Below are 22,176 nucleotides of genomic sequence, written 5' to 3'. Positions count from 1 at the left end.
AAATGGATCTTACATCAGACCAATGCCTTGCCTACGATCCGGTCATCAGCCAAGGATATTCCCCATGTACATCCCCGCCGCTTTCAAGGACAACGACACACCGAGCCTGCATCAGCAGATGGAGCAGACGCGCCTGGCGATTCTGGTCACTGACGGCGCAGTGGGATTGCAGGCGACCCACCTGCCGCTGCTGTTGCGCCGCGACGAAGGCCCCCGAGGCACACTTTACGGGCATCTGGCCAAAGCCAATCCACAGTGGCAGCAGTTGAGCTCCGGCGCCGAAGCACTGGTGGTTTTTCCTGGCGGCGATGCCTACGTCAGCCCGTCGTTCTACCCAGGCAAGGCAGAGCACGGCAAGGTCGTACCCACATGGAATTATGTGGCCGTGCATGCCTATGGGCAGGCCGAGGTTTTTACCGACGCCGCGCACTTGCATCAATTGCTGGCTGACCTGACCCATCGCCATGAATCAGGCCGGGCGCAACCCTGGTCCATTGACGATGCGCCGGCGGACTACATCGCAAAAATGCTTGGAGCGATTGTCGGATTCGCCATTCCGGTGCAGCGGCTACAGGGCAAACGTAAACTCAGTCAGAATCGCAACGCTGCGGACATGGCCGGTGTGCGCGACGGCCTCGCCGCAAGCCAGGATGCAAATGACCAACTGATCGCTCGCTTGATGAGCGAAGGAAGCAGCTCATGACCGATGTGCGAATTCGCCCCGTTAGCGTCGACGATCATCACGCGTGGCTGCCTCTGTGGCAGGCCTATCTGCGCTTCTACAACACCGAGCTGGCCGAAGGCGTCAGCGACACCACCTGGCAACGCCTTGTGGCCCCAAACGAACCGACTCACTCGGCGCTCGCCTGGCTGGGTGACGAGGCGGTGGGCATGGTGAACTTCATCTACCATCGCTCCAACTGGAGCATCAATAACGCCTGTTACCTGCAAGATCTGATCGTCGCACCCGAAAAACGCGGAACAGGCATCGGCAGGCGACTGATCGAGTTTGTCTATGCCACGGCCAAGGCAGACGGTTGCGACAAGGTGCACTGGCTGACCCACGAAACCAACGCCACGGCCATTCAGTTGTACGAGCGAATCGCCGAACGGCCCGGCCTCATACAATTTCGCAAAGCACTCTGAAACAGGAAGTGACTGATGTCCGACACCCTGCTGGACTGGCAAGCCGCTGCATTGCCCACGCCCCATACACTGACAGGCCGTTTCATTCGCCTGGAAAAACTCGATGTCGCGCGTCACGCCGATGACTTGTGGGCGGCATTTGAAGGCCCGAATGCGGACCCGAAGCTGTGGGATTATCTGCCTTACGGGCCGTTCATCGACCGTAACGCCTTCGATGCGTGGCTGGCCGGGCATCAGGCAGCCACCGATCCGTGGTTTTACACCGTGGTCGATCAGCAGACCGATAAGGCCGACGGCGTCATCAGCCTGATGTCGATCGTCGCTGCCCATGGGCGAATCGAAATAGGTCATGTCACCTTCAGCGCCGCCATGCAACGCACGCCCAAAGGCACAGAAGCCATTTACCTGCTGGCCAGAGAGGCCTTCGCACTGGGCTATCGCCGCCTGGAATGGAAGTGCAACGCCAACAATGCCCGCTCCAAACGCGCTGCCGAGCGATTCGGCTTCAGCTACGAAGGCACCTTCCGCCAGCACATGGTGGTCAAAGGCCAAAGCAGGGATACCGCGTGGTACTCGATCCTCGACAGCGAATGGCCTGAATTACGAAAGGCATTTGAAAACTGGCTGGCTGTGGATAACTTCACTGACGGGCAACAGATCAAGGGGCTTGAGGCGTTTCGCTGATCCTGAGGACGCAAGGCGCCCAGAACTGCATTTCCACGTTGGAGCGTGCGGAACGATAGTCGTGACCACTGGGCCCGCCTGCCAGAATAAAAAAAGGGAAGCCACGAGTGCTTCCCTGAGGTAAACCTTTGGATGATGCGCAGGTGTCAGCTCAACCTTCGATCTCGATCAGCACTTCGCCCGGATTGACGCGGTCGCCCTTGGCGACGTGGATGGCGACGACCTTGCCTGCGACCGACGCCTGAACCTCGGTCTCCATCTTCATCGCTTCAGTGATCAGCACTGCCTGACCGGCCTTGACCACATCGCCCTCCTTGACCAGCACATCGACGATGTTGCCGGGCATGGTCGTGCTGACGTCGCCCGGTGCATGGGCTTGCTTGCGTTTACTGGCCCCGCCGCCGACGAATTCGTTGAGCGGCTCGAACACCACCTCTTCCGGCATGCCGTCTATGGTCAGGTAGAAGTGGCGCTTGCCCTCAGCCTTGACGCCCACACCGGTGATGTCGACCCGATAAGTCTCGCCGTGCACATCAATGACGAACTCGGTCGGTACGCCCTCACCGCCTGCCTTCGCCACGCTTCCGGCTTCGGGAATCGGCAGCAGCACTTCCGGCGCCAGCGTCCCGGCAGCGCGTTCCTCCAGGAACTTGCGGCCAATGTCCGGGAACATGGCAAACGTCAGCACGTCCTCTTCGGACTTGGCCAATGCGCCGATATCGGCCCTTAGCTTGGTCATCTCCGGTTTGAGCAGGTCGGCCGGACGAACATCGATCAGTTCTTCATTGCCGATCGCCTGGCGACGCAGCTTCTCATCCACCTGCCCCGGCGCCTTGCCGTACCCGCCCTGCAGATACAGCTTCACTTCATTGGTGATGGTTTTGTAACGCTCCCCGGCCAACACGTTGAAGAACGCCTGAGTACCGACGATCTGCGAAGTCGGAGTTACCAATGGCGGATAACCGAGGTCTTTGCGCACGCGCGGAATTTCAGCCAGTACTTCGCTCATGCGGTTGAGCGCCCCCTGCTCCTTCAGCTGATTGGCCAGGTTGGAAATCATCCCGCCCGGTACCTGGTTAACCTGCACCCGAGTGTCGACTGCAGTAAATTCGCTCTCGAACTGATGATATTTCTTACGCACCGCGTAGAAATACAGACCGATTTCCTGCAGCAGTTCCAGGTCCAGCCCGGTGTCGAACTCGCTGCCCTTGAGCGCGGCCACCATCGATTCGGTGCCCGGATGGCTGGTGCCCCAGGCAAAGCTGGAAATCGCCGTGTCGATATGGTCCGCGCCGCTTTCGATCGCCTTGAGCTGACACATCGCGGCCAAACCGGCCGTGTCATGCGAGTGGATGAACACCGGCAACGACTGCTCGGCCTTCAGCGCCTTGACCAGTTCACCCGTGGCATAAGGCGTCAACAGGCCGGCCATGTCCTTGATCGCCACCGAGTCACAGCCCATGGCTTCCATCTGCCGGGCCTGCGCCACGAAGGCCTCGATGGTATGCACCGGGCTGGTGGTGTAGGCGATGGTGCCCTGTGCATGTTTGCCCGCCGCTTTCACCGCCTCGATGGCAACCCGCAGGTTACGCACATCGTTCATGGCATCGAAAATACGGAACACATCAATACCGTTGACCGCCGCCTTGGCGACGAACGCCTTGACCACGTCATCGCTGTAATGCCGATAACCCAGCAGGTTCTGGCCACGCAGGAGCATCTGCAACCGGGTATTGGGCAAGGCCGCACGCAGCTGGCGCAGACGTTCCCAAGGGTCTTCCTTGAGAAAACGCACGCAGGCATCGAAGGTGGCACCGCCCCAGACTTCCAGCGACCAGTAGCCGACCTGGTCGAGCTTGTCGCAGATCGGCAGCATGTCTTCGGTACGCATGCGCGTCGCCAGCAACGATTGATGAGCGTCACGCAGGATGGTGTCGGTTACGAAAATCTTCTTGGACATTTCACTGTTCCTTACAGACCGGCGTGTGCGGCAATGGCGGCGGCGATGGCCAGGGCCAGCTCTTCGGGTTTGCGTTTGATCGAATAATTGGTTAGCTCGGGGTGGCTCTCGACAAAGCTGGTGTTGAACTCACCGCTGCGGAACTCCGGGTTGCGGAGGATTTCCTGGTAATAGGCAGCCGTGGTCTTGACCCCTTGCAGGCGCATGTCATCGAGCGCACGCAGGCCGCGGTCCATGGCCTCCTCCCAGGTCAACGCCCAGACAATCAGCTTCAGGCACATCGAGTCATAGAACGGCGGAATGGTGTAGCCGGTATAAATCGCCGTGTCGGTGCGCACGCCAGGTCCGCCGGGCGCGTAATAACGAGTGATCTTGCCGAAGCTGGGCAGGAAGTTGTTCTTCGGGTCCTCGGCATTGATCCGGAACTGCAGGGCAAAACCGCGATGGATGATGTCTTCCTGCTTGACCGACAGCGGCAGACCGGAGGCAATACGGATCTGCTCGCGAACGATATCAATGCCGGTGATTTCTTCGGTGATGGTGTGCTCGACCTGCACCCGGGTGTTCATTTCCATGAAGTACACCTCGCCCTCGGCGAGCAGAAACTCCACGGTGCCAGCGTTCTCGTAACCAACCGCCTTGGCCGCACGTACCGACAGATCGCCGATGTAGGCGCGCTGTTCGGGCGTCAACTGCGGGCTGGGGGCGATTTCGATGAGCTTCTGATTGCGTCGCTGAATCGAACAGTCGCGCTCGAACAGGTGCACCACATTGCCAAAGCTGTCGCCCAGAATCTGCGCTTCAATGTGCTTGGGATTGACGATGCACTTCTCAAGAAAGACTTCTGCCGAACCGAAGGCCTTGGTCGCTTCGGAAATCACGCGCGGGAAGGCCTGCTCGAGTTCTTCGCGGCTGTTGCAGCGGCGGATGCCACGTCCACCGCCCCCGGAAGTGGCCTTGAGCATCACCGGGTAACCGATACGCTCGCCCTCGGCCAGCGCCTCGTCGATATCTGCCACGTTGCCTTCGGTACCGGGCGTGACCGGCACACCGGCCTTGATCATGCTGCGTCGGGCCTCGGTCTTGTCCCCCATGCGGCGAATCACTTCGGCTGAGGGACCGATGAATTTGATCCCTCGTTCGGCACAGATATCGGCCAGCTCGGCATTCTCGGAAAGAAAGCCGTAACCGGGATGCAGCGCATCGCAGCCGGTTTCCACTGCCAGATTCACCAACTTGCGCGGGTTCAGGTAACCCGCCAGAGGTTCGGCACCAATGCTGTAGGCTTCGTCGGCACGTTTGACATGCAAGGCATGCCGGTCAGCGTCGGAAAAGATCGCCACCGAGCGAATGCCCATCTCGGCGCATGCACGCACGATACGAACGGCAATCTCCCCGCGGTTGGCGATCAGAATTTTTGTTATCACTGGCGTTTCCCTCGACCCACACTTGTAACCGTGTATGTGACTGAATGTCGCAGAGCCACCCTATGCCGAATCGAGGATTAACAAAAATGAGTAAAAGTTGGGAGGTGCATAAGTAAAAGCTTATAGTTAGCGCTTCGGTTGGATAGTGGAGCTTTTGTAAATGCGTAAGTCATTGATGCGTATGACATTGCGTCAGTTACGCATTTTCAATGAGGTGTGCGATCTGCGCTCCTACAGCCGTGCGGCTGAAGAAATGTCGCTCACACAGCCCGCTGTCAGCCTGCAGATTCGACAGCTCGAAGAGCTGATCGGCCAGCCACTGTTCGAATACGTCAGCAAAAAGCTCTACCTGACCGAAGCGGCGCAAGCCCTGCAACAGGCCAGCCGGGATATTTTCGGGCGCCTGGAAAGCCTGGACATGCAGCTTTCCGACATGCAGGGCTCACTGCAAGGCCAGTTGAAGCTGGCAGTCGAATCGAGCTGCAAGTACTTCATCCCCCACCTGTTCGCCGCCTTCAAGCGTCAGCACCCGGAAGTCAGCCTGAGCCTGATGGTGGTCAATCGCGCGCAAGTCATCAGGCGCCTGGCAGATAACCGCGATGATCTTGTGGTGATGTCGGCAGTGCCCCTGGACATGGGCCTGGAGTTCTTGCCGTTCCTGAATAACCCGATTGTCGCCGTGGCACCGCCTGACCATCCGCTGAGCAGCCGCGCGGCGCTGAACCTGAAAGACCTGGAGCCATGGCCGTTGCTGACCCGGGAAACAGGATCGGGCACGCGAAGGGCCTGCGAGGAGTTCTTCAAGGAGAAGCGCGTGCACTTCACGCAGACGCTGGAAGTCTCTTCCAGCGAAGCACAACGTGAATGCGTGGTTGCCGGGCTGGGCCTGGCGATGCTGACCCGACACGCGGTCTGCCAGGAACTCGCCACAGGCGCTCTGGTGGAGCTGCCCGTGGCGGAGTTGCCACTGTATCGAAGCTGGTGCGTGGCTCAGGCCGGGGACAAACGCCTTTCACCCGTGGCACATGCGTTTCTTGCGTTCATCCGCACCGAACGTGCGCAGATCAGCCAGCTTGTCGAGCGTTTCGACGGTCGACCGCGGGCAACTTGATCGTCTGCCAGACGGCGTTATCCATGCCATCCATGTAGTCACACAGCTCCTGATTGAGCTGACGTGCCTCACTGTAGCTTTCAATTGCCCGACGAAACTCCATGCGACGCTGATCTTCCTGCTGACGGCGGGTTTTCACGGTGCTGGTAGGTAAATCATCGTAATGCCGAGCCATATCCTGTCTCCCAATACGTTTTGTGGGAGCACCAGAATGGAGCGTGACAGTGACAATCAGACGGCACGCAGGTGACAGATCGATGAACTTTCGTTCAGCGCTCATCAAAAAAATTTCAAAAAATATATATGTATTGCCGCTCGCTGACGCGCCACACACAAACTTGCCCTGCTGAAAGCAACTCACTCATTAAACAATTACTAGCAAGGAGCTACCCAATGACGACCAAAGACAAAAACTGGATCGCGCGTGATGACAGAACGCCGGAAGTTAATACGCTGACCGTGGCTGGCCTGGTGCCTACATCCGCCAGTCACTCTCTCCCATGGCTGAGTCTGCGCAACATACCGAGTGAAGCGGGCCAATTGAATCTGGACCTCAACTACTACGCGACAGGTCTGGGGCCGTGGACAGGGCGCGAGACACCCGCCGTATACGCCCAGCCCAGCGATGCATCCATCACCTCCGTCCGTATCTATCAAGACGACGAGTTGCTGGTAAGCATCGATGAGCTGACCGTTATACAGTGATCAACAAGTAACAGATTCAGTAAAGCCCTCGCCAGACGCCTCAGGGTTTCCGGGGAGGGCTTTCTTCGTTGCGCAAGCTGACTGCAGCGAACACATGACAGTCTGGTTAATTCTTGTAACGTGATAGCCGGGAAAAAACGCGAAAAATATACAATTACCGCATCTCGGAAGCCGAATCGATAGAAACTGGCCCTGCAGGATGCAATTCACTCATTACCTCAATTAATCCAGTCGCGGGCCCCTCCCAATAACCGCAGGTCATTGGCGGGACTCTTGACGTCGTTTTCAAATTGAAAACGACGTCAATCTTCGTGAGCCTTGATCGACTTCGGCGACAGGCGCAAACCACGCAGGCTGCGTTTGACGCTTTTGAGATGGTTCACCAGACCGGGGCCGCGCGCCATTGCAACGCCCATTGCCAGCACATCAATGACCACCAGGTGGGCAATGCGAGAAGTCAGCGGCGTGTAGATTTCGGTGTCTTCATGTACGTCGATGGCCAGATTGACCGACGACAGCTCGGCCAGCGGCGTCTGACTGGGGCACAGGGTGATCAGCGTCGCGCCGCTCTCGCGGACCAGATTGGCGGTGATCAGCAGATCCTTCGAACGCCCTGACTGCGAAATGCACACCGCGACATCGGTCGGCTTGAGCGTGACGGCTGACATCGCCTGCATGTGCGGATCGGAATACGCCGCAGCGGTCAGCAGCAAACGAAAGAACTTGTGCTGCGCATCAGCGGCTACTGCACCGGACGCGCCAAACCCGTAGAACTCGACCCGATTGGCTCCGGCCATGGCCGTGACCGCCAATTGCAACGCATGGGGGTCGAGGTTTTCGCGCACTTCCATGAGCGTGTGCAGCGTGGTGTCGAAAATCTTCAGGCTGTAGTCGGCGACCGAATCGTCTTCGTGAATCGCGAACTGCCCAAAACTTGCGCCCGCCGCGAGGCTTTGTGCCAGCTTCAGCTTGAGGTCCTGAAATCCGGTGCAACCGATGGCGCGGCAGAAACGCACGATGGTCGGCTCGCTGATACCGACGCTGTGCGCCAGGTCTGCCATGGAACTGTGCATCACGGCCGCAGGGTCGAGCAGCACATGGTCGGCTACCTTGAGCTCCGATTTGCGCAGCAAATTACGTGACTGGGCGATGTGTTGCAGCAGATTCAAGGGGCAGACTCGGCAAAAGAGAGGTGGGCTGGGTTGTAGCTTTCTTGTAGTTATACTACATGACCCGCCAGCCGCCCAGTTAAACGAAGCTGGAACGTGCCGTGCGGGCGTTATCAGCGGCAATTGTGGGAATAATCCTACATTAGGCCGAATCGCCCGTCAGATACTGCCTGCTCACAGGTAAAGGTAGACGCAACGCATTCGCTCCCGGCAACAGGCGACGACCGGTCGTCAGCGCCCCGCCATTTTTATTGCCTGACGCAAAGCATGGTTTGCCCGTCATCGCGCGGCACCCTAGAATGCGCTGATGCGCGATGATCTCTCTCTTCTTCTGAATTCCCTCAACGATGCCCAACGTCAGGCCGTAGCCGCCTCTCTGGGTCGTCAGTTGGTCCTGGCTGGTGCTGGCTCCGGCAAAACCCGTGTGCTGGTGCATCGCATCGCATGGCTGATGCAGGTCGAGCAAGCCTCCCCGCATTCGGTCCTGTCGGTGACGTTCACCAACAAGGCGGCTGCCGAAATGCGCCACCGTATCGAGCAGCTGATGGGCATCAGCCCGGCTGGCATGTGGGTGGGCACTTTCCACGGGCTGGCCCACCGCTTGCTGCGTGCGCACTGGCAGGAAGCCGGGCTGGTACAGACCTTCCAGATTCTCGACAGCGATGACCAGCAGCGTCTGGTAAAGCGCGTGATGCGCGAGTTGGGTCTGGACGAACAACGCTGGCCTGCACGCCAGGCCCAATGGTTCATCAATGGTCAGAAAGACGAAGGCCTGCGCCCGAAACATATTCAGGCCAGCGGCGACCTGTTCCTGACCACCATGAAAAGCGTCTACGAAGCCTACGAGATCGCCTGCCAGCGGGCCGGCGTCATCGACTTCTCCGAACTGCTGCTGCGCGCACTCGACCTATGGCGCGATAACCCGGGCTTGCTGGCGCATTATCAGCGCCGCTTCCGTCACGTCCTGGTGGACGAATTCCAGGACACCAACGCCGTGCAGTACGCGTGGCTGCGCCTGCTCGCCCAGGGGGGCGACAGCCTGATGGTGGTCGGCGACGACGATCAGTCCATTTACGGCTGGCGCGGCGCGAAGATCGAGAACATCCACCAGTATTCCTCTGACTTCCCGGACACCGAAGTCATCCGCCTTGAGCAGAACTACCGCTCCACGGCGAGCATTCTCAAGGCTGCCAACGGCTTGATCATCAATAACAGTGGTCGCCTGGGCAAGGAGTTGTGGACCGACGTTGGTGATGGCGAGCTGATCAATCTGTACGCCGCGTTCAACGAGCACGATGAAGCGCGTTACGTGGTCGAGACCATCGAGAGCGCGCTGAAAACCGGTATTTCGCGCAACGACATCGCCATTCTGTACCGCTCCAACGCCCAGTCGCGGGTACTCGAAGAGGCCCTGCTGCGTGAGCGTATTCCGTACCGCATCTATGGCGGACAGCGCTTCTTCGAACGCGCCGAAATCAAGAACGCCATGGCCTACATGCGTTTGCTGGAAGGCCGTGGCAACGATGCGGCGCTGGAGCGGGTGATCAACGTTCCGGCGCGCGGCATCGGTGAAAAGACCGTCGAAGCGATTCGCGAACATGCGCGTCATGCCGACGTTTCAATGTGGGAAGCCATGCGCCTGCTGGTGGCCAACAAGGGCCTGACCGGACGCGCCGCCACTGCCTTGGGCGGGTTCATCGAGCTGATCGAGAACCTCGCGGCCAAGGTCATGGAAATGCCGCTGCACCTGATGACCCAGACGGTGATCGAACAGTCCGGGCTGATTACCTATCACGAGCAGGAAAAAGGCGAGAAAGGTCAGGCGCGAGTAGAAAACCTTGAGGAACTGGTCAGCGCGGCCCGTGCTTTCGAGAATCACGAAAGCGAAGAAGACCTGACGCCACTGGCAGCGTTTTTGGGGCATGCCTCGCTGGAAGCGGGCGACACCCAGGCGCAGGAGCATGAAGACAGTATTCAGCTGATGACCCTGCACAGCGCCAAGGGCCTGGAATTCCCGCACGTGTTTCTGGTGGGCATGGAGGAAGGGCTGTTCCCGCACAAGATGAGTCTGGAGGAACCGGGCCGTCTTGAAGAGGAACGGCGCCTGGCTTACGTCGGTATCACCCGGGCCATGAAACAGCTGGTGATGACCTACGCCGAAACGCGTCGCCTGTACGGCAGCGAAACCTACAACAAGGTCTCGCGTTTCGTACGCGAGATTCCGCCTGCGCTGATTCAGGAAGTCCGACTGTCCAACAGCGTCAACCGTCCGTTCGGTGGCACGCCGAAATTCAACAGCAGCAGCCTGTTCAACGGCACCGGCATTCCGGAAACCGAGTTCACCATGGGCCAGCGCGTCCAGCATGCGGTGTTCGGCGAAGGCGTGATCCTCAACTTCGAAGGCGCTGGCGCCCAGGCCCGGGTGCAGGTCAACTTCCCCGAGGGCAGCAAGTGGCTGATGATGGGCTACGCGAAGCTGGTGCCGTTGTAGGCCGGTTGATCAGTGTCCGTGCGCCCATGACTATCGTTCCCACGCCGTAGCGTGAGGAACGATAATCCTCGTACACATCTTACGAAGCGCGTAGAAAAGTCCTACGCTGTTTATGTAAAAGTCCGAAACACTAACGCGCTGGTCATGTCGCCATCCGCTGTGCAACATGGCGCGCGTGCAATCACAAAACGGGAATACCCTTATGCAACGTTTTCTAAGCATCGCGATGGCGCTGTGCATCGGGCTCACCATGAGCCTGGATGTGAACGCCGCGCGCTTCGGTGGCGGCAAGAGCATGGGCTCGGCGCCTACGCACCAGACACGTCAGGCCGCCCCCTCCACGCCTGCGGCAGCGCCCAACGCTGCGGGCCGTCCTGCCCCTGCGGCAAGCGGTGCTTCGCGCTGGCTGGGCCCATTGGCCGGTATCGCTGCCGGCGGCCTGCTCGCGTCGATGTTCATGGGTGACGGCTTCAACGGCCTGCAACTGTTCGACATCCTGATCATGGGCCTCATCGCCTTCCTGATCTTCCGCTTCATTGCGCGTCGTCGTCAGCAGCAACAGCCGAAAATGGCCGCTGCCGGTGCGCCGTACCAGCGTGAAACCAGCCAGCCTGCGCAGAACCCGATCTTCGGCAGTTCTTCCCCGGCCTCCGCTGCGCCAGTGATCAACGCACCGGCCTGGTTCAATGAACAGCGCTTCCTGGACGCTGCTCGCGGCCACTTCCAGTCGCTGCAGCAGCACTGGGACGCCAACGAAATGGACAAGATTGCCGAGTTCGTCACTCCGCAAATGCTGCAGTTCCTGAAAAAGGAACGTGCGGACCTGGGCGACGGCTTCCAGTCGACTTACATCGAGAACCTCAATGTCCAGCTGGACGGTGTGGATGACCGGGCCGACAAGACCATCGCCACGCTGACGTTCTCGGGCGTGTCCAAGACCTCGCGTTTCGACCAGGGCGAAGTGTTCAGCGAAAGCTGGAACATGGAACGCCCGCAAGGCGATAACCAGCCCTGGCTGGTGGCAGGAATTCGCCAGAACGGTTGAACCAGAACCCGTTCTCGCGTTCAGAACCCCGGATATGTCCGGGGTTTTTGTTTATCCGTTCGGATAGTTATTTTGAGAAAGGCTTTACGCTACTGTATAACCCGCGCCATCAAGTGAGAGGATCTGTGTCGTGGAAGAAGTCATTGAACAACTGCGTGAAGCAAATGAACCGGTTCCGGTTCCGCTTGAGCTGCCTGACGAAGACCAACTGGTCGAGATCGAGGAACAGCTGTTCATCAACATTCCGTTTGTCTTCAAGGAATTTCTCCTGACAGTCAGCGATGTGGTGTATGGCAGCCTTGAACCCGTCACGGTGACCGACCCGCAGTCGCACACCTACCTGCCAGACGTGGCCGCCACGGCCTGGGATCTGGGCGTGCCGCGCGAGCTGATTCCGATCTGCCAGGACGGTGACGATTATTACTGCGTCGAGGAAGACGGCACGGTGCTGCTGTGGTCCGCCGAGGAAGAACTGGTTACCGAAGACAGCTGGGAATCGGTCTGGCACTGGGCTCGGGATGTCTGGCTGGAAAGCTGAGACACCCCTGCTGCGCAGTATTCAAGAATCTCCGGGCCTCAGTGCCCGGAGTTCTCTTGATGGTTACCCAGTGTTTCCAGTAACGCAATCTGCATCCGCGTATGCACACGGATCAGCCAGCGCCACAGCAACGCGGCGACCAGAGCGGCTATCAGTCCAACCACCAGCAGCAGTTCGTTGGCCGGCAGAATGCTTGCCGACAATGCCGCCAGCATCACGAAAATCACCACCAGCGATAACAGCGGAATCACCTCGGCCACGACCTTGCGCACGCGCACGGTATGCCGGCCCGCCATCTCGGGTTTCACCCCCATCTCGGCCAGCAGCATCGACAGCGCCTTGAGCTTGCGATAAGCGGCAATCAGAAACGGCAGTGACAGCAGCAGCGCCGCGCCGCAGATCCAGGCTTTCTGATGGCTGATGTCGGCTACCCACTCGCTCATGTAGCCGCCAAGACGCTCGGCAAAATAGCCACCGCTGAAAAAGATCGCCATCACCAGCGCCAGGTTGACGCCGACCTGCAAGAGAATCCGCCTGATCATCCCGGCAAGGACTGCGCTCTGGCCTTGCGGCTGAATGCTGCGCAACCACTCGCCGTACATGCCGAACACCCGGGCAACGCGCCGAGGCATGATCGCCGCCAGCTTGAGCGACAACGGGTCTGCGCCGCGAATCAGATACGGTGTCAGCAGGGTGGTGATGGCGGACACGGCGACTGCCACCGGGTACAGAAAGTCGCTGGTGACCTGCAGGGTCATGCCCAGCGCCGCGATGATGAAGGAAAACTCGCCAATCTGTGACAGTCCCATGCCCACGCGCAGCGAGGTACGGCCATCGTTGCCTGCGATAAAGGCACCCAGACCGCAGGACAGCATCTTGCCCAGCACCACGGCAACGGTAATGACGGCGATCGGCCAGGCGTATTGCAGCAGGATGCCCGGATCGATCATCAAACCGATGGCCACGAAAAAGATGGCACTGAACATGTCGCGAACCGGCTCGATCAGGCGCTCGATCTTCAGCAGCTCACGCGAATCGGCCATGATTGCGCCGATCAGGAAGGCACCCAGCACCATGCTGTATTCCAGCTTGACCACCAGCAGACAGAAGCCGAAACACAGGCCCAGCACGGTGATCAACAGCATCTCGTTGCTTTCGAACCTGGCGACATAGGACAGCAATCGAGGCACCACGAGGATGCCGACCACCAGCGCCACGATCATGAACAGCGACAGCTTGCCGACGGTGGAGAACACTTCCCCGGAACTGACCGAGCCGCTGACGGCGATGCCGGACAACAGCGCGATGATGCCGATGCCGAGAATGTCTTCCACGATCAACACTCCGAAGATCAACTGGGCAAAGCGCTGGTTCTTCATCTTCAGGTCGTTGAGCGCCTTGACGATGATGGTGGTGGAGGAGATCGCCAGAATCGCGCCGAGAAACAGCGAGTCCATGGTTTTCCAGCCAAAGAACTGCCCGATCTCGTAACCGATCCAGATCATCAGGGCAATTTCCAGAAAGGCCGCGATGAACGCCGTAGCGCCCACCTTGAACAGCTTGCGCAGGCTGAATTCCAGCCCCAGGCAGAACATCAGGAAGATCACCCCCAGTTCGGCCAGAATTTTGATGGTTTCTTCGTCATGGATCAGACTGAACGGCGGAGTGTGCGGACCGATGATGAACCCGGCAACGATATAGCCCAATACCACCGGCTGCCTGAGGCGATGGAACAGAATGGTTACCACGCCGGCCACCAGCATGATCACTGCCAGATCCTGAATGAAATTGATGGCATGCATGGTGGCGAAGCTCCTTGTGATGATGACGTTGCAAACCGATATCGCCGTGTCCTACAGGGCGACAGCCATCCTTTTCGTCATTAAAATCCGATAAAGACGCAGGAAAAACCCCGATCCACAGGTTTTTGCAGGTTAACACCGCCCCCTTCGACATAAAGGCGGTGCAATATATGGAAACAGATAGTTATGACGCGTGACGGCCGCCTGTTGGCCAGCGTCCCGATAACTGTCACAAGCCCCTTGAGCGCCAGCATAGGCGCCCCTTGAACACCTTGACCGTGTGAGTACGCTATGGAACCCGGAAACGCCCAGCTGTCGATGACTGTATTGATGACCCCGGACATGGCCAACTTCTCTGGCAACGTACACGGTGGCACGCTGCTCAAGTACCTGGACGAAGTGGCCTATGCATGTGCCAGCCGCTACGCCGGACGCTACGTGGTGACGCTGTCGGTAGACCAGGTGATTTTCCGTGAGCCGGTGCATGTCGGCGAACTGGTGACCTTTCTCGCCTCGGTCAATTACACCGGCAACACGTCCATGGAGGTGGGCATCAAGGTGGTCACCGAAAATATCCGCGAGCGGTCGGTACGCCATTCCAACAGCTGCTTCTTCACCATGGTTGCCGTGGACGACAATCGCAAGCCCGCCAGCGTGCCGCCCCTGGAGCCCGAATCGGCCGATGCCAAGCGGCGTTTCATCCAGGCGCAGCAACGCCGCCAGATCCGCCAGGAACTGGAAAAGCGTTATCAGGAGATCAAGGAAGAAGCGTTGTAATTTTCTGGCTCGGGCATCGATGCCCGAGCCTTTGAGGGTATGGCGCTTACAAACGCACGGCTTCGAACTTTACCCGTGGGTGCGCGATGCGATCCTGAGCGCGCACCAGTTCCAGCTCGTAGCTGCCACAGGCCTGGGTTTCCAGCAGCACCTCATGGACGGCGGCCGCAGCGAACTCGAATGCTGCAACCAGATCGTCGCCCAGCAGCACACGCGACAGGAACAACCCGGAGGTCAGATCACCCACGCCGACCGGCTGACGCGGAAACGCCAGTAACGGGCGGCGCAGGTGCCAGCTGGCCTCGGCGGTGACCAACAGCATTTCAAAGCCATCGGCGGCCTTGCAGGGGTAATCGAGGTGTTTCACCACCACCGCTTTGGGGCCACGCGCCAGCAAAGCCCGCGCCATCGCCAGGCAGTCGTGCAGTGATTCGGGCTTGCGCCCCGAGAAGCTGTCCAGCTCCAGTTGATTGGGGCACATGAAGTCCGCCATGGCCGCCGCTTCCTGCAGCAGGAAGTCACTGACTTCAGGCGCTACGATGCAGCCTTTTTCAGGGTGGCCCATCACCGGGTCGCAGAGGTACAGCGCCTTCGGATTGGCCGCCTTGATGCGTGCCACGCCGGTCAGAATCGCCCTGCCCTGCGCCGCACTGCCCAGATACCCCGACAGCACCGCGTCACAGTTGCCCAGCTCGCCGATGGCGGCAATCCCGTCGATCAGCGCAGGAATCTGCTGCGGAGCCAGCACTTCACCGGTCCACTGCTTGTATTGCGTGTGGTTGGAGAACTGGACCGTGTTGAGCGGCCAGACGTTAACCCCGATACGCTGCATCGGGAACACCGCTGCGCTGTTGCCGGCGTGGCCGAATACCACATGGGACTGGATAGCGAGCAAATGAGGCGTACGTTTCATGGGGAGCGGAATCCTGAACACGATGCAAATGCAATAATGAGAAATATAAGTCGCGCAGTATGGCTGTAAATCACTCAGGACAGTTAAGCTGACGACTCCTACGCTGGAGCACTCCGTCATGCTGACCCTGGGAAACATCTTCGTGCTGATGCTGTTCGCGAGCGCCGCGGCCTGGTGGTGGCACGCCCATGGTCTGCGCGAAAAAGCGCTGGCACGCGTCAGGCAGCACTGCGAACGCCTTGAGCTGCAACTGCTGGACGACGCGGTTGCCCTGCGCCGCCTGACCTTCGCGCGCGACGCTCAAGGCCGCAAACGCCTGGCCCGCGTGTATGGCTTCGAGTTCACGGTGACCGGCGAGCAACGTCACCCTGGCACGATCACCCTGTTCGGCGCGCACACTGCGCAAATCGAACTGGCACCCTACCCGTTTGAAATCAAAACACCACCGCCCAGCGCTGAAGTTATTCAGATGAGCGAATGGCGTCAATCGCATCAGAAATGGAAGCAGTAGCCGAGCACGACGCTCGCTGCCGCGATTCAGCGCTCATCCTTACACAAGTGCGCTTTGACTATCGTGCCAATGCTCTGCGTTGGCACGCCGTTCCGGACGCTCTTCGTCCTGCCTTCAGCTATTAACTGGCAGCTGTCACGCCAGGCATCCCGCCATCTGCGCCTGCAACGTAGCCACATCCTGAGCGGTGGCAAAGATCAACTCAAGGCGTGAGTCCTGACGCCATTCGCTGACTTGCCAGGCCAGCGGAGCCCCATCAACCACGTTGCCGGAATACCAGCCGCCCTCGCTGTGGATAACCATCTTCGCCCGCCGCCAATCAAGGCTTTCCAGCCAGTGCAGGATGCGCTGCAGATCGAAGCGCTGCGAGGGATGCCAGCGCCAGCCGATGCTCCAGCCGTCGGCACTGACCTGACTCAGACAGATCGGCACCTTCGGGTCGGTCCATAGCGCGGGCAAGTGGCCGACGCCGTTGGGCAGCATCAGCTTATCCACAGCCTGTTTATCCACAACAGTACCGCTGGCAAACCCCGGCACACGGTTCAGGAGCAGCTCCCCATGTCGGGTCCAGATCAAGGCGTGTGGCAGCAACTGTTCGGCCAATGCCTGGCGTGAGACATCATCCAGTTGCTCGGACTTGTTCATGACCACCAGTCCGGCATGTGCCAGCGCTTCCTGCTGAGTACTCGGCAACGGCTGTCCGGCGAGCATTGCCTGGGCGTCCAGCACCACCACGCCGGGCTGCACATCCAGGACGCCGCGCCACGGCGCTTCGCGCAATTGCGTCATCAGTTGCGCGGGATGGCCCAGCCCTGAAGGCTCGATCAATAAACGATCAGGCCGCGCCTTGCGCAATAAACGCCCCAAGCCGATCTGGAACGGCACGCCATTGACGCAACACAGGCAGCCGCCAGCCACTTCGCCAAGTGCGATACCATCGGCATCCGTGGTCAGCAGGGCGGCGTCCAGGCCGATCTGCCCGAATTCGTTGATCAATATGGCCCAGCGCTCATGGGCAGGCTTCTGCGCCAGCAGGCGCTTGATCAGGCTGGTCTTGCCGGCGCCCAGCGGGCCACCGATGACATGCGTCGGTATGTTTTGCAGCATGAGATCACTTTTGGCGAATGCGTGGTTCATTGAAGAGCAAGGAAGGATAACGATGCAAGTAATGCGGCTGCCTGCCCGCCTGGTGTTGATGTTGCTGACAGTGTCTTCCGGTTCGGCGTGGGCCGAAGCGTGTCTGGTCCACAGCCAGGCCGAAAGGCTCGACGTGAAGGTCTGCCAGGAAAATATCAACATCCCGGCAAACCTGTTTCACGACAGCTTCTGCCAGCCGCAACTGGCCGGGCAGAAGACCGAGACCACTTACTCGCAACAGTGCCCGGCAGGCGCCTTCGGTGTCTGCCGCAATGCGCAGGTTGCCAATATGCCGTATCGCGAGCATATCCACTATTACGGCGTCGCCGGTGACGCGCTGTACCTCAAGCCTTTCTGCGAAGGCCAGAGCAAGGGGCAGTGGATAACTCCTGACTGATCTTCAGGCCAGCCAGTCCAGCGTCAGAATCAACCTGCGCTCGTTGCGCAGCAGTTGCGGCGAGCGATGGATCAGGCCAAAACCTTCATTGCCGTGCCAGCGTTCGCCCTTGAGCAGCGCCACTTCACCGCTGTTGATCTGCTGGATACGGGCAGCATCCGTCGGCTCGGCGTCCAGACACCCCAGTTGTTTACGGTCCATCACCCCTTCATGCAGCCATTGACTGCCAACCCCGCCATAAGTGGTGATAAGACGTACCGGCACATGATCGACATGGAAGCGCGGGCACATGGCCTTGTCGAGCACCCGCAAACGCAGGCCAACGCACTCGGCACCCAGCAGACAGGCATAGGCGCTGACCAGCCAGGAAACGTCGGCAACGAACCCCTGATAGCCCAGCAGGTCGGAGTAGCCCGATGCCAGCGCGCTCAAGTCAGGCTCGACCTCGCCGCCCCGCACTTCCAGGGTCATGGACTCGGCCAGAGGCTCGTTCATCGACAGTAACAAGGCGCCGAAGTCCTCTATGTGTGCAGGCAATTGACGCTGCCAGAGCGCAAGGTTGACGCCGTCCTGCAGAATCTCGCTCAGAACGTCGGGCGTATCACCGTGCGCCTGGCGGACTGCGGTTTCAGGTTTAAAACGATAAGCCAGCATCAGGCAGCCACCTCTTCGTACCAATCACCAAACGGATCGGCCAGCGCACGCCAACGCTCGACACCCGCCTCCATCTCTGCATCAGTGAGCAGGCAGTTATCCAGCTCGGCGGTCAGCCGCACAAAATCGATGTTCTGGCCGATGAACACCAGTTCCTGCCGACAGTCGCCGGTTTCAGTCGACCAGTTCTCCAGAATGGATTTGACGCTTTCCTTGTCCTCGGGCCAGCTGTCTCGGTTCACGAAACGCCACCAGCGTCCGGCAAAGCCATGGCGCATCAAGCCGCCTGCCTGCGACCAACTGCCTGCGTCCTTGTATTTGCTGGCCAGCCAGAAGAAGCCTTTGGAGCGCAGCAGCTTGCCGTTGCCCCAGGGACGATTGATGAAATCGAAAAAGCGCTCCGGATGGAACGGTCGGCGGGCGCGATAGGCCGTTGATGCTATGCCGTACTCTTCGGTTTCCGGCGTGTGTTCGCCACGCATTTCCTTGAGCCAGCCCGGAGCCTGGGAAGCGCGCTGGAAGTCAAAACGCCCGGTGTTGAGAATCGTCGCCAACGGCACCTGGCCCATCACCATCGGTACAATCTCGGCCTCCGGGTTGAGGCGCTTGAGGATCGCCATCAGCTCTTCACGCTCACTGGAGCTGATCAGGTCGATCTTGCTGAGCAGGATGACGTCGGCAAACTCGATCTGCTCGATCAGCAGGTCGGTGATCGAGCGATCATCGTCTTCACCCAAGGTTTCACCGCGTGTGGACAGGCCGTCTGCCGCCTCGTAATCGAGCAGGAAGTTTACGCCGTCGACTACGGTGACCATGGTGTCCAGGCGCGCCAGGTCCATCAGGCTTTTGCCGGCCTCGTCGCGGAAGGTGAAGGTTTCAGCCACGGGCAACGGCTCGGAGATTCCTGTGGATTCGATCAATAAGTAATCAAAACGACCGTCCTGAGCCAGACGGCTGACCTCTTCGAGCAGGTCCTCGCGCAGGGTGCAGCAGATGCAGCCATTGCTCATCTCGATCAGCTTTTCTTCGGCACGGTTCAAGCTGACATCACGCTGAACTTCGCTGCCGTCGATGTTGATCTCGCTCATGTCATTGACGATCACCGCAACCCGCAGGTTTTCACGGTTGCGCAGTACATAATTGAGTAAAGTGCTTTTACCGGCCCCGAGAAAACCGGACAAAACGGTAACGGGTAGAAGATTTGCCATCAGGACTCTCCAGGCAGCTGCAAGGCTTGAACCTTGTTCATATCGGCTGCGACGAATCCCTCAGGCAGCCAACTCTAATCACATCCGGATGTTATAGTATAACAACCAAAAATAGCTATGGCCTTGGTGAAGGGATCTTCATGAGACGGGTTTCAACAGGTTTGATGGCGATGCTGATCAGCGCGCATGTGATGGCTGCACCTCCAAACCCTTCCGCCGACCTCGCCACCTGTACGCGTAGCGCGACGGTATTGGCGTGCAGTGATGCGCAGGGCAATAGCTACAGCGTGGCCACTGCCGGATCGACGACTTGGTTGAAGGGATACGAAGTGCTCGACAAGCGCCGCTGGGCGCAGACCAACAGCCGCTATGGTCAATTGACGTTTTTTACCGGGTTGGCTTCTGATGGCGAGGCTTGGGCAGGCACTGTGCAGCGTGTGGGCTGGACGACCATCACTCGGGTATCCAGCTCAAGCGGCACGCGCAGCAAGATCACCTGCAGCCGCTTGAATGGCTGCAGGTGAGCCGATCAGACCGGCAGTTCCTGCTTCTGCGTCTGCAGCCAGGCCATGTGCGAGTCCACTGGCGGGTTACGCTGAAAATAGCGCTGCAGGCCATCGAACAGGCCATCGGCAACGGCCTGTTGATGACGCGCAGTGACCAGGCGCTGGCTGTCGCGGCTGTTGGAGATAAAGCCGGTCTCGACCAGAATCGACGGCACATCGGGTGATTTGAGAACGGCGAAACCGGCTTGTTCAACGCGCTTCTGATGCAGCGTGGTGATACCTTCGAGACTGCCCAGAACGGTGTGGCCCAATTGCAGACTGGCTGCAATAGTGGCGTTCATCGACATGTCGAGAATCACCCCGGCGAGCATCGGGTCCTTGTCCTTCAGATTGAGCAGCGACGTGGCACCCAGCAGGTCCGCGCCGTTTTCCCGCTGAGCCATGAAGCGCGCCGTTGCCGACGTTGCTCCGCCTTCGGAAAGGGCAAACACCGACGCACCCGATGCCGTCAGACGAGGCGCAGCATCGGCGTGCACGGAGATGAACATGTCGGCGTTGGACTTGTGCGCGAACTCGACGCGCTTGCGCAGCGGTACGAAAAAGTCATCGTTGCGCACCAGACGTACGTCGAAGCCTTTCTCGCGCTTCAAACGTCTGGCCAGCAACTGAGCGATGGACAGCACCACATCTTTTTCGCGTTCACCCCGCGAACCAACAGCGCCAGGATCCTTGCCGCCATGACCGGCATCGACCACCACCATGATGTCGCGTCCGGTGTGCGCCTTGCTGGTCGGGATTGGCACAGGCACCGGCGGCGGCAGCTCAGCCATCTGCACCGGCGCATGGACCGTGGAACTCATGTCTAGGACCAGCCGATGCCCCTGCCCGCCTTCCGGGCCGAGCAGGAAACTGTTGAGCTGTACCGGTGCGGTGAGGTCCAGCACGATACGTGTGTCGTCACCCTGGCCGTAATGCCCGGAGCGAATCGATTTTATAACGGTACGGTCCAGCGCCAACTGACTGAAGTCGCCGGTCAGCCGCGAACCGCTGACGTCGATGATCAGGCGGTCGGGGGCTGTCAGGGTGAAAGTCTTGTATTGCACCGGGCCGCTCAGGTCGAGGACCAGCCGCAGCTTGTCGTTGGTACGCCAAAGGCGGGCGTTACGAATTTGCGTGGCATAGGCACCCAACGGCAACGTCAGGGCCGCGCTGGCAAGCAGCATGTTGAGCAACACTTGGCGTCGGTGCATGGAACGTCTCAAAGAGCAAATTGAGCATCCCGGCTCACGAAGGGTTCATCCACATCATTAGTAACAATATAACATGCAGTTACGGACGAAAGATGAGGTCCTTCATGAAGATTAAGTTACCTGCCACACCATCAGAGGTGACAAAAAATCATCACCTCTGCGCAGCGTGTTCCACGTGGAACATAACTCTATGAATTTGATCAGGTACGCGGGGCGACGTTGCCACATTGCGGCCCGAGCCAAACCGCGCGAGTGTCCATGCTGCCGTTCTGTTGCTGCCCGGTGGCATTGAACGTGCCCACCACGTTGGTGGTGAACTCGCGATCACTCAGGAACTGCGCCTGTCCGGTGCCCTTGGCTTTCGGGCAGCTGAACTGGAAGTTCCAGGTCTTGCCGTTGCGCGCAGTAATCTTTTGCGTGCATCCGGATGCCGGGTCAGTCAGCGGAATGTCGTCCGACTGCACCTGCGCCTGAGTCAGGCAGGCCCTCACGCCTTTGCCGCCAAGGGTGACGCCCTGCTTCTTCATCATCTGTTCCATCATCGCACGCTGCTCGGGCGGCAGATTCTGCAACTGTCCCAGCATCAACTGCATGTCCGGCAGCTGTTGTCCGTCCACTTTCATATTGCTGGACGTCAGCTCCCACAAACCCGGTTGCAGCATCTGCGCCTGAGCCATAGGAGCCGCCAGACAAAACATCCAAGCCAACATGCGTTTGTTCATTTCAAGATTCCTGATCGGGCACT

At 59.3% G+C, this 22,176-nt stretch carries 23 protein-coding genes; 12 read left to right on the top strand and 11 right to left on the bottom strand.

Annotation, left to right across the window (positions count from 1 at the left end; genetic code table 11):
- Nucleotides 1-64 precede the first annotated feature (64 nt).
- Genes AO388_RS10830 through AO388_RS10820 form a run of 3 tightly spaced genes read left to right on the top strand, consistent with a single transcriptional unit; the run spans nucleotide 65 to nucleotide 1,830 of the window.
- Nucleotides 65-703 (top strand): FMN-binding negative transcriptional regulator, encoded by a 639-nt coding sequence (locus AO388_RS10830; RefSeq protein WP_058416445.1) that lies wholly within the window; start codon nucleotides 65-67, stop codon nucleotides 701-703.
- The gene (locus tag AO388_RS10825; protein ID WP_058398165.1) at nucleotides 700-1,146 is read left to right on the top strand and encodes a GNAT family N-acetyltransferase; all 447 of its coding nucleotides are present in this window, start codon (nucleotides 700-702) and stop codon (nucleotides 1,144-1,146) included. Before AO388_RS10830 ends, AO388_RS10825 begins: the two co-directional genes overlap by 4 nt.
- A gap of 15 nt (nucleotides 1,147-1,161) precedes the next feature.
- Nucleotides 1,162-1,830 carry a GNAT family N-acetyltransferase gene (locus AO388_RS10820; RefSeq protein WP_058398166.1) on the top strand — a complete coding sequence of 223 codons (669 nt, stop codon included), beginning with the start codon at nucleotides 1,162-1,164 and terminating at the stop codon, nucleotides 1,828-1,830.
- Nucleotides 1,831-1,981: 151 nt separating this feature from the next.
- Here the strand turns inward: AO388_RS10820 and oadA are convergent, their stop codons facing one another.
- Together oadA and AO388_RS10810 are read right to left on the bottom strand one after the other, a co-directional pair.
- Nucleotides 1,982-3,790, bottom strand: a complete 1,809-nt coding sequence (gene oadA, locus AO388_RS10815) for a sodium-extruding oxaloacetate decarboxylase subunit alpha (protein WP_003432826.1) — start codon at nucleotides 3,788-3,790, stop codon at nucleotides 1,982-1,984.
- 11 nt (nucleotides 3,791-3,801) lie between these two features.
- Nucleotides 3,802-5,217 carry an acetyl-CoA carboxylase biotin carboxylase subunit gene (locus AO388_RS10810; protein WP_003367950.1) on the bottom strand — a complete coding sequence of 472 codons (1,416 nt, stop codon included), beginning with the start codon at nucleotides 5,215-5,217 and terminating at the stop codon, nucleotides 3,802-3,804.
- A 160-nt stretch (nucleotides 5,218-5,377) separates the two neighbouring features.
- On the opposite strand from AO388_RS10810, the gene AO388_RS10805 reads away from it, so the two are divergent.
- Complete coding sequence (locus tag AO388_RS10805) at nucleotides 5,378-6,328, top strand: LysR family transcriptional regulator (RefSeq protein WP_003432823.1); 951 nt, start codon at nucleotides 5,378-5,380, stop codon at nucleotides 6,326-6,328.
- On the opposite strand, the gene AO388_RS10800 is transcribed toward AO388_RS10805, so the two are convergent.
- On the bottom strand, nucleotides 6,282-6,467 hold the full coding sequence (locus AO388_RS10800; protein WP_003316061.1) for a PA3496 family putative envelope integrity protein: 186 nt from the start codon (nucleotides 6,465-6,467) through the stop codon (nucleotides 6,282-6,284). The genes AO388_RS10805 and AO388_RS10800 overlap by 47 nt on opposite strands.
- A gap of 254 nt (nucleotides 6,468-6,721) precedes the next feature.
- Here AO388_RS10800 and AO388_RS10795 point away from each other — a divergent pair, with 254 nt between their 5' ends.
- On the top strand, nucleotides 6,722-7,033 hold the full coding sequence (locus AO388_RS10795) for a hypothetical protein (protein ID WP_003432821.1): 312 nt from the start codon (nucleotides 6,722-6,724) through the stop codon (nucleotides 7,031-7,033).
- Between the two features lie 302 nt (nucleotides 7,034-7,335).
- Here AO388_RS10795 and hexR read toward each other — a convergent pair whose 3' ends face one another.
- Nucleotides 7,336-8,202, bottom strand: coding sequence for a transcriptional regulator HexR (gene hexR, locus AO388_RS10790; RefSeq protein WP_003367945.1), 867 nt, complete (start codon nucleotides 8,200-8,202; stop codon nucleotides 7,336-7,338).
- Between the two features lie 307 nt (nucleotides 8,203-8,509).
- On the opposite strand from hexR, the gene uvrD reads away from it, so the two are divergent.
- The 3 genes from uvrD (at nucleotide 8,510) to AO388_RS10775 (ending at nucleotide 12,276) form a co-directional block, all read left to right on the top strand.
- Nucleotides 8,510-10,693 carry a DNA helicase II gene (gene uvrD, locus AO388_RS10785; RefSeq protein ID WP_003367943.1) on the top strand — a complete coding sequence of 728 codons (2,184 nt, stop codon included), beginning with the start codon at nucleotides 8,510-8,512 and terminating at the stop codon, nucleotides 10,691-10,693.
- 202 nt (nucleotides 10,694-10,895) lie between these two features.
- Nucleotides 10,896-11,738, top strand: coding sequence for a Tim44 domain-containing protein (locus AO388_RS10780; RefSeq protein ID WP_003432820.1), 843 nt, complete (start codon nucleotides 10,896-10,898; stop codon nucleotides 11,736-11,738).
- A 130-nt stretch (nucleotides 11,739-11,868) separates the two neighbouring features.
- Nucleotides 11,869-12,276: an SMI1/KNR4 family protein gene (locus AO388_RS10775; protein WP_003316056.1), complete on the top strand. Its 408-nt coding sequence runs from the start codon at nucleotides 11,869-11,871 to the stop codon at nucleotides 12,274-12,276.
- Between the two features lie 38 nt (nucleotides 12,277-12,314).
- On the opposite strand, the gene AO388_RS10770 is transcribed toward AO388_RS10775, so the two are convergent.
- Entirely contained in the window at nucleotides 12,315-14,078 is a 1,764-nt protein-coding gene (locus AO388_RS10770; RefSeq protein ID WP_058416444.1) for a cation:proton antiporter, read from the bottom strand.
- A gap of 291 nt (nucleotides 14,079-14,369) precedes the next feature.
- On the opposite strand from AO388_RS10770, the gene AO388_RS10765 reads away from it, so the two are divergent.
- Nucleotides 14,370-14,855 (top strand): acyl-CoA thioesterase, encoded by a 486-nt coding sequence (locus AO388_RS10765; RefSeq protein ID WP_003367933.1) that lies wholly within the window; start codon nucleotides 14,370-14,372, stop codon nucleotides 14,853-14,855.
- A gap of 46 nt (nucleotides 14,856-14,901) precedes the next feature.
- Here AO388_RS10765 and pdxY read toward each other — a convergent pair whose 3' ends face one another.
- A complete protein-coding gene (gene pdxY, locus AO388_RS10760) occupies nucleotides 14,902-15,768 on the bottom strand; it encodes a pyridoxal kinase PdxY (RefSeq protein ID WP_058416443.1) in 867 nt (288 codons plus the stop codon).
- A 118-nt stretch (nucleotides 15,769-15,886) separates the two neighbouring features.
- On the opposite strand from pdxY, the gene AO388_RS10755 reads away from it, so the two are divergent.
- The gene (locus AO388_RS10755) at nucleotides 15,887-16,279 is read left to right on the top strand and encodes a DUF3301 domain-containing protein (RefSeq protein WP_058416442.1); all 393 of its coding nucleotides are present in this window, start codon (nucleotides 15,887-15,889) and stop codon (nucleotides 16,277-16,279) included.
- A gap of 135 nt (nucleotides 16,280-16,414) precedes the next feature.
- On the opposite strand, the gene AO388_RS10750 is transcribed toward AO388_RS10755, so the two are convergent.
- Entirely contained in the window at nucleotides 16,415-17,386 is a 972-nt protein-coding gene (locus AO388_RS10750; RefSeq protein ID WP_058416456.1) for a CobW family GTP-binding protein, read from the bottom strand.
- 52 nt (nucleotides 17,387-17,438) lie between these two features.
- On the opposite strand from AO388_RS10750, the gene AO388_RS10745 reads away from it, so the two are divergent.
- Nucleotides 17,439-17,813: a hypothetical protein gene (locus AO388_RS10745; protein ID WP_003367925.1), complete on the top strand. Its 375-nt coding sequence runs from the start codon at nucleotides 17,439-17,441 to the stop codon at nucleotides 17,811-17,813.
- Nucleotides 17,814-17,816: 3 nt separating this feature from the next.
- Here the strand turns inward: AO388_RS10745 and AO388_RS10740 are convergent, their stop codons facing one another.
- Both AO388_RS10740 and zigA read right to left on the bottom strand, forming a co-directional pair.
- Nucleotides 17,817-18,467, bottom strand: coding sequence for a DUF1826 domain-containing protein (locus tag AO388_RS10740; protein WP_058416441.1), 651 nt, complete (start codon nucleotides 18,465-18,467; stop codon nucleotides 17,817-17,819).
- Entirely contained in the window at nucleotides 18,467-19,675 is a 1,209-nt protein-coding gene (gene zigA / locus AO388_RS10735; protein WP_054082258.1) for a zinc metallochaperone GTPase ZigA, read from the bottom strand. The genes AO388_RS10740 and zigA overlap by 1 nt, the downstream gene beginning before the upstream one ends.
- Nucleotides 19,676-19,815: 140 nt before the next feature.
- Between zigA and AO388_RS10730 the strand changes: the two genes are divergently transcribed.
- A complete protein-coding gene (locus AO388_RS10730) occupies nucleotides 19,816-20,199 on the top strand; it encodes a hypothetical protein (RefSeq protein ID WP_042930495.1) in 384 nt (127 codons plus the stop codon).
- 5 nt (nucleotides 20,200-20,204) lie between these two features.
- Here the strand turns inward: AO388_RS10730 and AO388_RS10725 are convergent, their stop codons facing one another.
- Both AO388_RS10725 and AO388_RS10720 read right to left on the bottom strand, forming a co-directional pair.
- On the bottom strand, nucleotides 20,205-21,431 hold the full coding sequence (locus AO388_RS10725; RefSeq protein ID WP_058416440.1) for an N-acetylmuramoyl-L-alanine amidase: 1,227 nt from the start codon (nucleotides 21,429-21,431) through the stop codon (nucleotides 20,205-20,207).
- A gap of 200 nt (nucleotides 21,432-21,631) precedes the next feature.
- Nucleotides 21,632-22,153, bottom strand: a complete 522-nt coding sequence (locus tag AO388_RS10720) for a DUF3617 domain-containing protein (RefSeq protein ID WP_003367913.1) — start codon at nucleotides 22,151-22,153, stop codon at nucleotides 21,632-21,634.
- Nucleotides 22,154-22,176: the final 23 nt, after the last annotated feature.

It is taken from the genome of Pseudomonas sp. ICMP 10191, from assembly GCF_001467335.1.
GTDB classification, from domain to species: domain Bacteria; phylum Pseudomonadota; class Gammaproteobacteria; order Pseudomonadales; family Pseudomonadaceae; genus Aquipseudomonas; species Aquipseudomonas cerasi.
Note: the sequence above shows the minus strand (reverse complement) of the source record. Positions and strands in the feature narration are given on the sequence as shown.

What these genes read in the sequence shown, in the direction of transcription:
- AO388_RS10830 (WP_058416445.1), top strand. Translation starts at nt 65, where the DNA reads ATGTACATCCCCGCCGCTTTCAAGGACAACGACACACCGAGCCTGCAT.
- AO388_RS10825 (WP_058398165.1), top strand. Translation starts at nt 700, where the DNA reads ATGACCGATGTGCGAATTCGCCCCGTTAGCGTCGACGATCATCACGCG.
- AO388_RS10820 (WP_058398166.1), top strand. Translation starts at nt 1,162, where the DNA reads ATGTCCGACACCCTGCTGGACTGGCAAGCCGCTGCATTGCCCACGCCC.
- oadA (WP_003432826.1), bottom strand. Translation starts at nt 3,790, where the DNA reads ATGTCCAAGAAGATTTTCGTAACCGACACCATCCTGCGTGACGCTCAT.
- AO388_RS10805 (WP_003432823.1), top strand. Translation starts at nt 5,378, where the DNA reads ATGCGTAAGTCATTGATGCGTATGACATTGCGTCAGTTACGCATTTTC.
- AO388_RS10795 (WP_003432821.1), top strand. Translation starts at nt 6,722, where the DNA reads ATGACGACCAAAGACAAAAACTGGATCGCGCGTGATGACAGAACGCCG.
- uvrD (WP_003367943.1), top strand. Translation starts at nt 8,510, where the DNA reads ATGCGCGATGATCTCTCTCTTCTTCTGAATTCCCTCAACGATGCCCAA.
- AO388_RS10780 (WP_003432820.1), top strand. Translation starts at nt 10,896, where the DNA reads ATGCAACGTTTTCTAAGCATCGCGATGGCGCTGTGCATCGGGCTCACC.
- AO388_RS10770 (WP_058416444.1), bottom strand. Translation starts at nt 14,078, where the DNA reads ATGCATGCCATCAATTTCATTCAGGATCTGGCAGTGATCATGCTGGTG.
- AO388_RS10765 (WP_003367933.1), top strand. Translation starts at nt 14,370, where the DNA reads ATGGAACCCGGAAACGCCCAGCTGTCGATGACTGTATTGATGACCCCG.
- pdxY (WP_058416443.1), bottom strand. Translation starts at nt 15,768, where the DNA reads ATGAAACGTACGCCTCATTTGCTCGCTATCCAGTCCCATGTGGTATTC.
- AO388_RS10755 (WP_058416442.1), top strand. Translation starts at nt 15,887, where the DNA reads ATGCTGACCCTGGGAAACATCTTCGTGCTGATGCTGTTCGCGAGCGCC.
- AO388_RS10750 (WP_058416456.1), bottom strand. Translation starts at nt 17,386, where the DNA reads ATGCTGCAAAACATACCGACGCATGTCATCGGTGGCCCGCTGGGCGCC.
- AO388_RS10745 (WP_003367925.1), top strand. Translation starts at nt 17,439, where the DNA reads ATGCAAGTAATGCGGCTGCCTGCCCGCCTGGTGTTGATGTTGCTGACA.
- AO388_RS10740 (WP_058416441.1), bottom strand. Translation starts at nt 18,467, where the DNA reads ATGCTGGCTTATCGTTTTAAACCTGAAACCGCAGTCCGCCAGGCGCAC.
- zigA (WP_054082258.1), bottom strand. Translation starts at nt 19,675, where the DNA reads ATGGCAAATCTTCTACCCGTTACCGTTTTGTCCGGTTTTCTCGGGGCC.
- AO388_RS10730 (WP_042930495.1), top strand. Translation starts at nt 19,816, where the DNA reads ATGAGACGGGTTTCAACAGGTTTGATGGCGATGCTGATCAGCGCGCAT.
- AO388_RS10725 (WP_058416440.1), bottom strand. Translation starts at nt 21,431, where the DNA reads ATGCACCGACGCCAAGTGTTGCTCAACATGCTGCTTGCCAGCGCGGCC.
- AO388_RS10720 (WP_003367913.1), bottom strand. Translation starts at nt 22,153, where the DNA reads ATGAACAAACGCATGTTGGCTTGGATGTTTTGTCTGGCGGCTCCTATG.